The 14,200-nt window shown below is 41.8% G+C and carries 15 protein-coding genes; 7 read left to right on the top strand and 8 right to left on the bottom strand.

Annotated features, from left to right (window positions below; genetic code table 11):
* Positions 1-471 precede the first annotated feature (471 nt).
* Positions 472-1,137 (top strand): tRNA-(ms[2]io[6]A)-hydroxylase, encoded by a 666-nt coding sequence (gene miaE / locus JMW64_RS10165; RefSeq protein WP_227694251.1) that lies wholly within the window; start codon positions 472-474, stop codon positions 1,135-1,137.
* Positions 1,138-1,292: 155 nt separating this feature from the next.
* On the opposite strand, the gene JMW64_RS10170 is transcribed toward miaE, so the two are convergent.
* The 6 genes from JMW64_RS10170 to mtgA all read right to left on the bottom strand — a co-directional run bounded on the left by JMW64_RS10170 (position 1,293) and on the right by mtgA (position 6,054).
* Positions 1,293-1,499, bottom strand: coding sequence for a hypothetical protein (locus JMW64_RS10170; RefSeq protein ID WP_201554551.1), 207 nt, complete (start codon positions 1,497-1,499; stop codon positions 1,293-1,295).
* 50 nt (positions 1,500-1,549) lie between these two features.
* Complete coding sequence (locus JMW64_RS10175; RefSeq protein ID WP_201554552.1) at positions 1,550-1,954, bottom strand: hypothetical protein; 405 nt, start codon at positions 1,952-1,954, stop codon at positions 1,550-1,552.
* Positions 1,955-2,078: 124 nt separating this feature from the next.
* The gene (locus JMW64_RS10180) at positions 2,079-2,330 is read right to left on the bottom strand and encodes a hypothetical protein (protein ID WP_201554553.1); all 252 of its coding nucleotides are present in this window, start codon (positions 2,328-2,330) and stop codon (positions 2,079-2,081) included.
* 75 nt (positions 2,331-2,405) lie between these two features.
* Entirely contained in the window at positions 2,406-2,576 is a 171-nt protein-coding gene (locus tag JMW64_RS10185; RefSeq protein WP_193008754.1) for a hypothetical protein, read from the bottom strand.
* 372 nt (positions 2,577-2,948) lie between these two features.
* Positions 2,949-5,156 carry a polyphosphate kinase 1 gene (gene ppk1, locus JMW64_RS10190; RefSeq protein WP_201555118.1) on the bottom strand — a complete coding sequence of 736 codons (2,208 nt, stop codon included), beginning with the start codon at positions 5,154-5,156 and terminating at the stop codon, positions 2,949-2,951.
* A 211-nt stretch (positions 5,157-5,367) separates the two neighbouring features.
* A complete protein-coding gene (gene mtgA, locus JMW64_RS10195) occupies positions 5,368-6,054 on the bottom strand; it encodes a monofunctional biosynthetic peptidoglycan transglycosylase (RefSeq protein ID WP_045453173.1) in 687 nt (228 codons plus the stop codon).
* Between the two features lie 399 nt (positions 6,055-6,453).
* On the opposite strand from mtgA, the gene JMW64_RS10200 reads away from it, so the two are divergent.
* The 4 genes from JMW64_RS10200 to JMW64_RS10215 all read left to right on the top strand — a co-directional run bounded on the left by JMW64_RS10200 (position 6,454) and on the right by JMW64_RS10215 (position 10,192).
* On the top strand, positions 6,454-6,789 hold the full coding sequence (locus JMW64_RS10200; RefSeq protein WP_109589427.1) for a glutaredoxin family protein: 336 nt from the start codon (positions 6,454-6,456) through the stop codon (positions 6,787-6,789).
* Positions 6,790-6,812: 23 nt separating this feature from the next.
* Positions 6,813-8,000, top strand: a complete 1,188-nt coding sequence (locus tag JMW64_RS10205; protein ID WP_201554554.1) for an alpha-hydroxy acid oxidase — start codon at positions 6,813-6,815, stop codon at positions 7,998-8,000.
* A gap of 174 nt (positions 8,001-8,174) precedes the next feature.
* On the top strand, positions 8,175-9,149 hold the full coding sequence (locus tag JMW64_RS10210) for a rhomboid family intramembrane serine protease (protein ID WP_201554555.1): 975 nt from the start codon (positions 8,175-8,177) through the stop codon (positions 9,147-9,149).
* 230 nt (positions 9,150-9,379) lie between these two features.
* Positions 9,380-10,192, top strand: coding sequence for a MipA/OmpV family protein (locus tag JMW64_RS10215; RefSeq protein ID WP_201554556.1), 813 nt, complete (start codon positions 9,380-9,382; stop codon positions 10,190-10,192).
* A gap of 143 nt (positions 10,193-10,335) precedes the next feature.
* Here the strand turns inward: JMW64_RS10215 and JMW64_RS10220 are convergent, their stop codons facing one another.
* Complete coding sequence (locus JMW64_RS10220) at positions 10,336-11,427, bottom strand: DUF4238 domain-containing protein (RefSeq protein ID WP_201554557.1); 1,092 nt, start codon at positions 11,425-11,427, stop codon at positions 10,336-10,338.
* A gap of 189 nt (positions 11,428-11,616) precedes the next feature.
* The gene (gene fumC / locus JMW64_RS10225) at positions 11,617-13,020 is read right to left on the bottom strand and encodes a class II fumarate hydratase (protein ID WP_201554558.1); all 1,404 of its coding nucleotides are present in this window, start codon (positions 13,018-13,020) and stop codon (positions 11,617-11,619) included.
* Positions 13,021-13,215: 195 nt separating this feature from the next.
* Here fumC and JMW64_RS10230 point away from each other — a divergent pair, with 195 nt between their 5' ends.
* Both JMW64_RS10230 and JMW64_RS10235 read left to right on the top strand, forming a co-directional pair.
* A complete protein-coding gene (locus tag JMW64_RS10230; protein WP_201554559.1) occupies positions 13,216-13,866 on the top strand; it encodes a 5-formyltetrahydrofolate cyclo-ligase in 651 nt (216 codons plus the stop codon).
* Positions 13,866-14,114 carry a hypothetical protein gene (locus tag JMW64_RS10235; protein WP_201554560.1) on the top strand — a complete coding sequence of 83 codons (249 nt, stop codon included), beginning with the start codon at positions 13,866-13,868 and terminating at the stop codon, positions 14,112-14,114. The genes JMW64_RS10230 and JMW64_RS10235 overlap by 1 nt, the downstream gene beginning before the upstream one ends.
* The last annotated feature ends 86 nt before the right edge of the window (positions 14,115-14,200 follow it).

A 14,200-nucleotide genomic window follows, 5' to 3' on the forward strand; every position in this document is an offset into this window, starting at 1 on the left:
CTTGCTTAATGTACTCAGTGTACGATTTGAGCTCGGTTGCCTTGCACCTACTGTAAACGGTTTCAACTGCATAACATTGGCAAGCATCACCACTGCGACAACACAATATGGCGATACATCCATAGTAAGACAAAATAGTGCTTAAGCAAAATATCATCCTACTATCAAATAAAGAAATAAACAAGAAAACATCATTCATTAGATAAATACTGAGGTTGTATAATAATGATAACCTATATGACACAGGCGCTAAGAGGTTTTATTAGTACTCATTGATTAGTACCTGATATAGCATAGACAAACTGTCAGTAATCATTACCCCACGGATTTATGCTTAACCGTTATCTATTTAATATTAAAAAAAGACCTTTTAAACGTTCGATTATGGCAAAAACTATGAATAAAGAAGATATAAGAGTCAAGAACAGTAACGACAAAGTTATGAACGACAGCAATATAAAAGAACCTCGTATGGCGAAGGACGACATAGAAGAGGACGATGTCGATATCGCAAAGCTACGCACCCCGATCAAGGTTGACCTATCTGCTGTTTATAATTTTTTGGGTGCACGCACAACGCAAGCTTGGGTTGATGCGGCGATTGCGAATGTACCGCTGATTATTCAAGATCATGCCAATTGCGAAAAAAAGGCCGCTGGCACTGCCATGAATCTCATATTCCGCTATGAGTTTTCTTATGATTTGCAGCGTAAATTGGCGCAATTGACACGTGAAGAAATGCTTCATTATGAGCAGGTCTTAGGTATTATGAATGACCGTGGTCAGGCGTGGAAATATCTGAGTGCTGGACGTTATGCCAAAGGCATGTTAAAACACAAACGTACTTATGAGCCAGCAGCGATGGTTGATGTATTGATAATTGGCGCATTTATCGAAGCACGCTCTTGTGAACGTTTTGCCGCCCTTGCTGAGGTCATCGACGACGAACGTTTGGCAAAGTATTATCGCTACTTACTTAAGTCAGAGAGTCGTCACTTTGAGGATTATTTAGCCTTGGCTCAATCACTGTCTGAGGATGATATTGATGAGCGCGTCGCATTTTTTAAAGAAGTAGAAGCAGAACTGATTTCTAGCCCAGATCATGAGCTACGCTTTCATAGCGGTACACCTGCTTAAATACATCATATTAGGTATCATTTTCGATTAGATACTCTCTTATACAATAAAAATTATACAGATAATAAGTGAAGTAACTAACCAAGCTTCATCCTCTGGTCTGCTGCTTCACTTATTAGCCTTTTATTTGAACTTCGTTATAGCAAAATGAATGGTTATTTATTATCTTTCATTAATGAGCTGTCATACTGTTTGCTATCCTTCGCAACATGATGAGGATCGTGATCATCGGTTGCCCTTGCTGCCGCTGCTGGATTGACTTTTTGTAGCGCATCATCAGGTACGATGCCATGGTTATCGTTCGCATCTCTTAACTGATGGTTTTTTTGGTTGATAGCCTTGTCATCTGGCGTATTCATCATTACTCCTTATTATCATAATAGTCATTCTATAAAGATAAAAAAATCTGTAATTAATCTTTTTCATCAAGATTTAACACTCGTGTTTGGGCATTGTCGATATTTGCATAACGATTCATGTTGCTAATACCTTCGCTTTTGGATGTCTCGCTAACCATCGTATGCTCATTCACGCCATCATCAAAGGCATTACCTTCTTGGTCTCGACGATCAGGCTGACGTGCGGGGTTGTCATTATCATTGACATGCTCTGAGTGGACGACGCCTTCTTTGAAAGTATCCGTTCCTTTATTTTCAGTGATGTTCTTTTCAATGCCACTATCAGTATCAGTATCACTATGCTCCTTGTCATTAGAAGTAGGACTACTAGAGAAGCTATTAGCAGAATCATGACTATTGGTTGAGTCATGATTTTCACTGATGCGTGTCTTAGTGAGTGCCGGATCATTGGTTTGCATGGCTATATCCTTATTATTGTTATTCGTGTTTTGGCAACTGCTTAATGTGCTTAAATTTTTGATGGCGGTTTAGCAAATGGTGAGCTTAATTTAATACCCAACTCAACCTAGCCAGCAATTCATACTATTCATTGCCTTCTTGGCTCAAATCATAAGCATTCAAATCTGCGACGTTCTTGCCACCAGCGGGTAAATTCTCTTCTTTACGAGGGTCAACATATATCTCGTCGGTTTCTTGCGACTCTTGTTGTGGACCATCGATATTAGGTTCGTGCTTACGACCTTCATAACTGTCTTGTGCATTGTCTGGGTGTAAGGCGGCTGGATCACGAACTGGTACCGCTTCTTCGTGATTTAGATGAGTATTATTTGGCATTGCAATTCCCTCGCATCAATATGTCATTAATAGATAAAATAAGTTAATCCGAATATTCATGTCACAGTTTATTTATCATTTATCAGTACGCAAATCATCTTCAATAAAAGAGGTTTGCTCATCTTTACTTAATGCTTCAGGCGCATCGACCGCTTTATTGTCTTCAAGATTTCGCGCAATTTGCTGACTGTCTGCTTGCTCAGCAGCTTTTTTGATATCTGATGTGTCATTATCGGTATTGCTCATAAGATGTTTCCTATTTTTATAATTCGTTGATTTAGGCAGTCCCTGCTCTTTTTCGTAATACGATCAATGATAGTAATACGAGCAATTTTGCATGAATTACTAGAGTGCTAATTGTTTATTAAACCATCAAATCAGTTTAATAATAGCGTGAGGGCTGACCTTGATTATAAGGATGAGATAATGGACTGCACCAGTGTGCTGCCGTATCAATATGTGAATAAATGTGAGGTTACAAGACAGTTTGTAACTTAGACAAATCGTTTATCCAAAAAAAACCAAGCATAGAAAGTACTCTATACTTGGTTTTTTGCTTGATATTTATTGATTGTAAAGACGTCTTTACCGCTTTGAAGATGTCGTTGAAATATTAAGCTAGCTTGATGCATCAACGCCATTAATCACTTTTAATAAATACTCTTGAGCAGTATGCGGCGTTTTATCTGCGGCTGGTTGCAGCTGCTGCCAAACACCATCACCGCTAAGTATCCACGCTTGTGTATTGTCTTTCAGATAGTTAAGTAAACCGTCTTGATATACTTGTTTGAACAGTTTTTTATCTTGGATTGGAAACGCCACTTCGACGCGATGGAATAAATTACGATCCATCCAGTCTGCACTACCACAATATAAGCGCTCGTCGCCATTATTATAGAAATAATAAACACGCGTATGCTCTAAAAAACGCCCAATAACAGAGCGTACGGTAATGTTTTCTGACAGACCTTTTACTTGCGGACGCAAACAACACATGGAGCGTAAAATGAGCTCGATTTTGACGCCTGCTTGCGAGGCATCGTATAACTTGCTAATCAATCGACGTTCAGTTAAAGCGTTAACCTTAACGATAATATGAGCGCGCTTGCCGGCTTTTGCATGAGCAATTTCATCATCGATAAAGCTTATCAATTTATCATGCAAGGTAAAAGGCGCATGCAGCAGCTTTTTGAGATTGGCAGGCTTGCCCATTCCCGTCAGCTCTTGAAATATATTATGTACATCCTCTGAGATATCAGGATCTGCGCTAAATAAACCATAATCGGTATAAACTTTGGCATTGGCGGCATGATAGTTGCCCGTCCCTAAATGCACATAGCGGCGGATTCGATCATCCTCACGGCGCACAATGAGCATCAGCTTGGCGTGGGTTTTATAGCCGACAATCCCGTAAACAACGACCGCACCCGCTTCTTGCAAATAATTGGCGACGGCGATATTAGAGGCTTCATCGAAACGCGCACGCAGCTCGATGACGGCAGTGACTTCTTTGCCATTACGAGCAGCAGCAGCCAATGCTTTAACGATTTCTGAATTGGTGCCTGAGCGGTACAATGTCTGCTTAATCGCTAACACTTTTGGATCGCTCGCCGCTTGCCAAAGCAGATTGATAATCGGTGAAAATGCATGAAAAGGATGGTGCACCAGCACATCGCTTTTACGCATGGCGGCAAACATACTGGTTGCTTTGTCCAGCTTATCCATCTCACGACGGAACTCTTTTGGCACCACATGGGTAAAGGGCTGATAGCGCAGCGCTGGAATATTGAAATCAAACAATAAGCGCGTTAAGTTGACAGGACCATTGACGCGGTACAGCTGATTGTCATGCAGCTCAAACTCATTGAGCAAATAATCACTGATAGGCGTTGGACAATCGGTTGTGACTTCTAGCCGCACTTTATCACCGAAGCGGCGGTTTTCTAGCTCGCCCTCCAGAGCCTTAGCAATATCTTCAACATCATCAGCCAAATCTAAATCGGCATTGCGCGTCAGTCTAAACTGATGGCAGCCCGTCACACTCATCCCAGGGAACAGCTCACCGATATGCTCATGAATAATAGCTGAGAGCATGACGTGGTGTTCTTTGCCACCTGTCAGCTCATCAGGCAGGCGAATCACGCGCGGCAAACTGCGCGGTGCGGGCACAATCGCTAGATTGATATCACGACCAAAGGCATCTTTACCTTCTAAAGTAGCGATGAAGTTTAAGCTCTTATTGACCAAACGCGGAAACGGATGCGCCGGATCGATGCTAATCGGTGTCAACACTGGCGATACTTGCTCAGTGAAGTAGCGCTTCATCCATGCCGACTGCTCAGCATTTAGCTCATCGCGTTTTAGATAACGAATATCTTCAAGCGCCAGTGCTGGTAAGATATCTTCATTGAGAATACGATATTGCTCAGTGATGGCGTCGTGCATTACGGTAGATATCTCATTCAGCACTTCACTGGGACGCATGCCATGAACACTGGTCGAGACATCACCCATATTGAGCTTTTGCATAATGCCTGCGACACGAATCTCAAAAAACTCATCGATATTCGATGAGAAAATAATCAAGAAAAACAAGCGCTCAAGTAGCGGATGACGAGGACTTGCCGCCTGCGCTAAGACACGTAAATGAAACTGTAATAAAGACAAGTCGCGATTGATATAACTGCTGGGTGAATAGCTGCCGTCTTCTGAACGCTGCCATGCAACCTCAGTTAAATGGTCATTGCGGCTCTCTGTATGGCTTTTATTATCAACTGCTATCACCGTATTATTGCTATCAGTGTCCTGCTTATTATTCACATCCATCACGTCACTACTCCTTTGCGTTATCGATACGCCATCATCTTCAATACCAATTGTCTTTTATAATCGCTTTTTCACTAAGAAATTTATCAGGGTTCTTTCTTCATTCATTACTACTCGAAACTGCCATTCAAAACTATCACTTAAAACCGTCACTTAAAACTATCATTCAAAAACACGGCGCTATTTATTAAATGGTCATAGGTACAATCCATTAAGCTGATTGTGGTAACACCGCATTGCTCATGCGCTTTTTGATAATACGTTGTTTATTGCGTAAACGTCTATCACCCTGATTGTCTTCGTAGTATTTTGGATTGGTCAACATAGCGATAAGTAAGGCTGATTCATCACGGTTCAGCTTGGCCGCAGATTTATCAAAGTAGTGCTGAGCTGCTGCTTCGATACCATAAATACCATTGCCAAACTCTGCCACATTGAGATAAGCGGTCAAGATACGCTGCTTGTCCCATAATGTCTCAATCATGACAGTGATAATCGCTTCCTCAATTTTACGAACATACGAGCGATGCGAGGTCAAAAATAAGTTTTTTGCTAGCTGCTGGGTAATCGTCGAGCCACCAGCGGACATCTTACCCGTCTCTTCATTTTTCTTACGTGCCGCCTCAATGCCTTTAAAATCAAAACCATTGTGCTGACTAAATGTCGAATCCTCACTCACTATCGCGGCTTGTTTGGCAGATTTTGCGATGGCATCATATTCCGCCCAAGTCTGGGTGACAGTACCACCCGTCAAACGATGAGTCAGCATAAACATGCTGTTATTAATCGGCTGCGTTTTCCAAATTAATAGTAGCCCAGCGACTAATACATGAAATGCAACGACCAATAGCATGATTGCCATCAATAATCGTTTGAAAAATTTGCCAAAACTTGCCATGCGCGATATCCAAGTGATTGAAAAGGTAATAAGATAAGATGAGCTGAAGAGCCAGTAATTAAAAACAGCAGGTCATCTTACCTAATCTCACAATCGCTGTCATTATTTACCCCACTTCTTTATCATGCCATAGAGTCTACGTAAACAAGATCAGGCGGTATTTATGCTGGCAATCGAAGTCCTAAAAACCGAAACTTTGTGACAAGGGCGTGTCCTCATTTTAAAAATGGTGATAAAAATGAGATAAATTGCCGTCAAACAAGGAAAATAGCGCACATAATATCGAGATATTAAGAAGCTATTTGACGATGTTTGGCAAAATTTAGCTATTTTTAGCCCATTTAGAAAGTAATCGATTGAATTGAGGACACGCCCAAGTATTAAGACAAGAGAATAAATATGTACGATGATAATAATATAAAAGCCTTACGGGAACGTATGGTTGCTGCAAACCCCAATCTTGGTCATGCTGAAAATAATGATAAATGGTGGTTACTTGGAACGTCTGGCTGTCATTTGTGCGACATCGCGAAGCAAGTGCTGACTCAATTTCAAGCTGTACAGCCGATTGCCTATCAACAGGTCGATATCGCTCATTTCGATGAACCATTGATGATGGAATTTGCCACCACTATTCCGGTGATTTTGACACCATCAACACGATTAAACTATCCATTTTCAGTCATGGATTTACAGCAACTTTTCATACAATCATACATAGCAAACCAACAATAAAAAAACGATGTAGTGAGAACATAATGAAAAATTTGAGCAAAATTACTGAAATTGAAGACCTGCGCCGCGTTGCCGAACGTAAAGTACCGCGTATGTTTTATGATTATGTCGATTCAGGCTCATGGACTGAGACGACTTATCGTAGCAATGAAACCGACTTTGACCGTATCAAATTACGCCAGCGGGTATTGGTCAATATGGACAATCGCAGTCTGGCAACCCAGATGATTGGTGAAGAAGTAAAAATGCCCGTCGCCATCGCGCCCACTGGCTTTACCGGTATGATGTGGGCGGATGGTGAGATTCATGCCGCGCGGGCAGCAGAAAAATTCGGCATACCGTTTTCGCTATCGACCATGAGTATCTGCTCTATCGAAGATATCGCCACCCATACCAGCAAGCCCTTTTGGTTTCAGCTATATGTGATGCGCGATCATGACTATGTGGCCAATTTGATTCAGCGGGCGAAAGATGCCAATTGTTCGGCGTTGATTCTTACCGCGGATTTACAAGTGCTGGGACAGCGCCATAAGGACATCAAAAATGGCTTGTCTGCACCGCCTAGACCTACACTTGCCAATATCGTCAACTTGATGACCAAGCCGCAGTGGTGTATGAATATGCTGGGCACCAAACGTCATAGCTTTGGCAACATCGTCGGTCATGCGAAAGGAGTGGATGACTTATCTTCTCTCACCGCTTGGACGGAAGAGCAATTTGATCCGCGCTTGAGCTGGGATGACGTGGCACGCATCAAAGATATGTGGGGCGGTAAATTAATTATTAAAGGTATCATGGAACCTGAAGATGCCATTATGGCTGCTCGTAGCGGTGCCGATGCACTGGTCGTCTCAAACCACGGTGGTCGTCAATTAGATGGCGCCCTCTCTTCCATATCTGCCCTATCTGATATCGTACAAGCAGTGCAGGCTGAAAATAGCGGTATCGAGGTGTGGTTAGACAGCGGCATTCGCTCGGGTCAGGATGTGCTAAAAGCGCGCGCATTGGGTGCAAAAGGCACGATGATTGGTCGCGCTTTTCTTTATGGTCTGGGCGCTTATGGCAAAGATGGCGTGCGCCGTGCACTGGAAATCATCCATAAAGAATGCGATCTATCGATGGCATTCTGTGGTCACACTGATATCAATAATGTCACCACTGATATATTGGTAAAAGGCATTTATGAGAACCTCAAAGTTGCTAATCGTTAAACATGTCATTAAAACGGTCGTTAAAACGATCCACTATTAAGGGCACTAATCGTTTAAGAGTACTAGTCGTTTAAGAGTACTAGTCGTTAAATCATAATGTCATGCAGATGTATGACATTATTTGACCATACCCTTTATACTCTATTTATAACATTCTAATGATATCTCACCTTTATGACCATTCAACAATTATTAAAAACAGCCCCTGTCACCACGCTGTTACTAGCCAGCTTTATTGGGTTATTCATCATGCAAGTACTGACAGGCGTCGATGCCAATAATCCATCGACTGAGGCGCTCTTAAAATGGGGTGCCAATGCATTGCCATTTACCATGGGTGATGAGCCGTGGCGCTTGGTCAGCAGTGCCTTTTTACACATCGGCTTGATGCATTTATTGTTTAATGGATTTGCCATGTATTTCTTTGGGCAGATTGCCGAGCCGATGTTTGGCTCAGCCAAGTTTTTGGCATTGTTTTTACTGGCGGCGATCGGGGGCAACTTACTGAATAACTATGTCACGTGGCACAGTATTGTAGAAGGAACTGGTCAACCGGGTCTATCGGCTGGGGCGTCAGGTGGCATCATGGGTATCGGCGCAGCACTATTAATAGCCGCACTGTTTAAAATATCGGTCAATGGGATGGTACTCAATCTTAAAAGCTTGATATTTATCATGGGCATCAACCTTGTTTATGGTTTCGCCGTACCGGGTATCGATAATGCAGGGCATATCGGCGGCGCGGTGACTGGCTTAGTGATTGCACTGGCGTTCGCAGTCGCCTACCGTCAGCGTATGACAATAGCGTTACAGAATACGCCTAACCCAGCTACTTATGAAGACCGTTATCGAACGACTTATATCAATTTTCCAGTAAGCAGCGATACTGACTCTTCTGCTAATAATGAGCACTTTAATAATGTCGGTTTTGACAATAACAGCAGTTTCCACCCCGACTCTGCTGTAAACTCACACTTAAATACTCATGCTAATCACAGCCACCTTAGTGAACAAGAAACAGCGACCAAATCTATCTTTATTTGGCAATTACTACCATGGATAATGATGCTACTGATTAGCATTGGCTTTATTTGGTGGTGGCAAGATATTCATGATCAAATACTACAAGTATTAAAAACCATTGAGTAAACCTTCATAGTTATTTATCATTGCTAAATAGTTCATGATAACAGCTGACTGGTTAGGTTTTCCTTACTCGCTTCTTGCTATAAGTCAGAGCACTTTTAAACCGCTACGGTGTTACCTGCCCTAGATGTACTCAGTGTACTATCTGCGGTCGGTCGCCTTGTAGCGATTCTAAAATTCCTTGACTATACACAATTGCCCCCAATTATTTCATCCATTCACGAGACTTTATTATGTTTAAACCTGTAGCGCTACCTCATATTTCTACGCGCGTCATGCTTAGCGCATTAACGGCTACCGCGTTATTTAGTGTCGCCAATATGTCCAATGCTGCACTTTTTAAGGACAACTTACCTACTGACCAAGACGCTGTATTAAGCGTGGGTGTCAACGTCATAGCCGTCAACTCAGCCTACGATATGGAAGAAAGCCTCGATGTACGTGTGTTGCCGGGCGCGTTTTATGACAACAATAGATTCTATGTGCGTGGCGCCCAAGCGGGTGCTTATATTATTAATGATGGCAAAAATCAGCTGTCGGCTTATGCTCAGCTCGCTGGCAACGATTTCGATCCTGATGATGCTAGAGGCGCATTACAAGGTCTTGATGAGCGTGAAGCATCAGTCGCTGCTGGTCTGACTTATTTGCGCCGCACGCCCGTCGGTGGTTTCCGTGCTCAAATCGCGACTGATGTTTTAGATCGCAGTGGTGGTAACACAGCTCGTTTGACGTATCTTGCTAGAATTACAAAAGACAAGCTAACAGTCTATCCAAGCATTGGCTTTGAATACAACGATGCTGACTATAATGAATACTATTATGGCGTCAGTGAAAAAGAGTCAGCGGAAACAGGAGTCGCCGCTTATAAGTCCAATTCGAGCTTAAATCCTTACGTTAACATTAGTGCCAACTATGATTTCAATGAACGTTGGGCATTGTTTGCCAATCAAAGCTTAAGCTATTTGCCGAATGAACAATACGATAGCCCAATGGTTGACTCGCGTACTGAGTCAACTTCCACGCTTGGTTTGCTGTATAAGTTTTAGATTTTTGAGGGATTGACATAAAAAGCTGAGCATTTTGCTCGGCTTTTTTGTAGGTAGTTTAGATCAACACATATTTTGAGTTTTTAAGAAATCAGAGAGGTTTAGTTTAGTTGTTTGAATAAAATTACTTTTACTGACTCTAGCTAGCTTTCGCGGATCGACATTTTATAAAAATCACTTCGCCCTATTTTTTTTACTACTGCTTGACGAACAAAATCATCATACGTGTCATTTGTCATTATAAATCCATTTGGCTTCCAATTTATTACTCTAGGCCATATTGGTGGTGCAGCGTAAACAGTTTGAGAGACTTTGAAGAATTTTTGATTTACCTTAATTTCAGAAACATCAATTCGATTTTCATCTTTTATCTTACCGTCAGAATTATCTGAAATGTAAAACTCTGTTTTATGACCTTGCAAAGATTTTGAATACTCCACTTTGTTATGAAGACTCTCTAGGTATAGGGCACTATCAGGATTTGCTGTGTATATATTAGCTCGACAATTCAGTAACTGAAGATAGTTAAAAGCATCTATATCATGCCTATTTTTAAGCTGAACCCACCCTTTTATATTGGCAATACTATAAACATCTTTATCATAGGCCAACATAAGAATTCTAGGAGTAAGAGGTAAAATAAATAGTCCTCCTGCTGACTGTAATCCAAAAGATCTAAATTGCACTTTTTTATTGAGAAAATACCATCGATTTGTGAGTACTGCTGGATGGTCTGAGGTTATGAAATCAGTTTTAGTATTGTTCTTTAAAATACAAACCTTTAAGTCATGGATTAAATGCATATCTTTTAAGATCGATTGCATTACTTTGTGAACAACTTCTTTAACTTCCATTTTAATGTCAATAGAAAGCAAAGTTTTTATATCTTGTTCAGTTGATTCAGCAGTAGACTTAGAAAACTCCTCGGTTCTTGCACGTTGAAGTAGCCAAAATTCTATGAGAAATAGCTTGTCTTTGTCTGTTAGAACGTAATTTATATTTTCAAGATTGCGAACTATTTCAGAGAACTGCCCTTCAATCGGCTGTAACGCCTTCTCTAAAGCTAGATCTTCACCATAGAAGTAATTTTTTGAACACTGGTTCTTTATAGGTGCATTTTTTATTAGTTTCTTTTTGTTCAGATTATAGAGACAAATAGCTGCTTTTGATTCATCAGTAGAGAATTTTTTTAAATAGCACTGAGGTACATAATGTTGGTTCTTATTGGAAGCCATTTTTTGCCTCATTGAATGTAATTTTGATATTGAGAGTAAATTTAATATGATAATAAGTAAATCATATTATCTCTATAGCAAATGAAACAATTAATAGCTAAAAGTAGTATCAGATCCAAAATTGAAAACAAAAAAAAGACCTTGCATCACGACAAGGTCTTTTTACTATTCTAAGAAGTCTTTAATAGCCTACTTAGGATGTACCATATCAGCAGGAATTACCCACTCATCAAACTGAGCTTCAGTTAATAGCTCTAGCTCAACCGCCACTTGCTTCAAAGTCTTATTTTCTTTATACGCAGTTTTAGCGATTTTCGCCGCATTCTCATAACCGACATGACGGTTCAATGCAGTCACTAGCATCAATGAATTATGTAAGAAGTCATCAATTTTATCTTTTACTGGCTCGATACCTACCGCACAATTTTCATTAAAGCTATTGCACGCATCACCAAGCAGCTTGATAGATTGCAATAGATTGAACGCAATCACTGGCTTGTAAACGTTTAGCTCAAAGTTACCTGAAGCGCCTGCCATGCTGATAGTGACATCGTTACCCATCACTTGAGCGACAACCATGGTCATTGCTTCTGATTGGGTCGGGTTTACTTTACCCGGCATGATAGAAGAGCCTGGCTCGTTCTCTGGAATCGTCAACTCGCCAAGACCACAACGAGGGCCTGATGCCAACCAACGGACGTCGTTAGCGATTTTGTTTAAGCTACCTGCTAAAGTTTTGAGTGCACCAGAAGCAAATACTTCGGCATCACGAGCGGCTAATGCTTCAAATTTATTCGGTGACGTGACAAACGGTAGACCAGTCAATGTTGATAATTGCTCAGCTGATTTTACCGCATAATCAGGATGAGCATTTAAACCCGTACCAACTGCCGTACCACCTAATGGCAATTCATATAGACCTTGTAAAGCGTTATCAATACGCACCAATGAATGGTCAAGTTGGCTGACATAGCCGCTAAACTCTTGACCTAGGGTCAAAGGTGTGGCGTCTTGTAAATGCGTACGACCAATTTTGACGATGCTATCAAACTCTTTGGCTTTGGCATCTAGCGTGTCGCGTAGTGCTTTTACCGCTGGGATAAGCAAGCTGTTGATTTGACGAGCAGCAGCTACACGAATCGCCGTTGGGAAGCTGTCATTGGTAGACTGTGCATGGTTGACATGGTCATTTGGGTGAATCGGCGCGTAGCTACCGCGCTCAGAACCAGCAATTTCGTTGGCACGGTTGGCTAGTACTTCGTTCATGTTCATGTTTGACTGCGTACCAGAACCCGTCTGCCATACGACTAATGGAAACTGATCCGTTAGACCGCCATTGATGACTTCATCTGCTGCTTGCACGATTAAATCGCGCTTATCGCCTTCGATACGCTCAAGGCTGGCGTTGGTAATCGCAGCGGCTTTTTTAACTAATGCCATTGCTTCAATCATCGGACGTGGCAACGTCTCGCCACCGATTTTAAAGTTCTCACGGCTACGCTGAGTTTGCGCACCCCAATAAGCGTCAGCTGGGACTTCCACGTTGCCCATGGTATCTTTTTCGGTACGAGTTGCCTGATTCTGTGTCGACATAACTACCCTCTTTGATGGTTTGTTGTATAGCTGCTTCGAAAAAAGTGCAACACACGCTGCACATAAAGGAAAATACGCTGTAAAGTGGCGTTATGATAGCATGACTAGGGCGTGTTGAATATTCACAAATAGCCATTGCGGCTGTCTAAAAGTACCAGTCACCATCAATTTAATACATTATTGGATAGTATATCTATGCATCCTGAGTTAAAAAATTCTGAGTCAAAAGAAGCCACAGTTAGCAATCCGCCGAGACGGCAATTTACCCGCCAACGTCGTAAGCTAACGGATGGCGAGCGCAGACAATACGCGCGCATGTCAAGCTTACATTTACGCAAGTTGCAGCAGCGCTTGCCTCCGCGTGCGCGTATTGGCTTATATTACGATGGCTTTGGAGAGCTGCCCACTCAGCCGATATTGGACTGGTGTCAACGCGTAGGCTATTTTCCTTACTTGCCGGTCGTTGGTTCGCTCGGTCTTGATGGTAAAGGAAACATCGATAAACACCTGCGCTTTGTACCTATTTATCAATCAAAGCTGGTCAACATACCGACACGTATTCACAGCTTAGGTATGAAACAAAACCATCATCGCCGGTTGCTATGGGCACAAGAGTTAGACGTCATTATCTGTCCGCTCGTAGCAGTAGATCTCAACGGCAATCGTATGGGCATGGGTGGCGGCTTTTATGATACGACGCTTGGTAACAGCTATCGATCAGGGGCAAAAAAACCGTTAAAGATAGGCTGGTGTTATGATTTCCAAGTGGTCGAACAATTACAGCGGCAACCGTGGGATGTGCCACTAGATGGCTTAATTACCCCAAGCGGCATAAGGTGGTTTTGATGAAAGATGATAAGCAAGCGATGGATACTAACTCTAGCGCTGATAATGTAGATGAGTATTTGCAAACGTTAGGTAACGAGGACGCTAGAGAGTTGCGTTACTATAGTCAAGAGCAACCTTTTAGCTCTGAGGAGATGACACGGCTAGTCAATGAAGAGCGTCTGAATAAACTGCTGGCGCAAAGCGATGAGTTTTTGAATAGTCTGAATGGTGAGATTAAAGATTTTGATAAAAGTACAGATAACTAAGAAATAACCAACTGGTCAATTGAAAAGCCACTATATTAGTAACCTCTTGATATATTACATGATATGGACTATTGTTTATTTTTAAA

Source organism: Psychrobacter immobilis (assembly GCF_904846065.1).
GTDB classification, from domain to species: Bacteria; Pseudomonadota; Gammaproteobacteria; order Pseudomonadales; family Moraxellaceae; genus Psychrobacter; species Psychrobacter immobilis_H.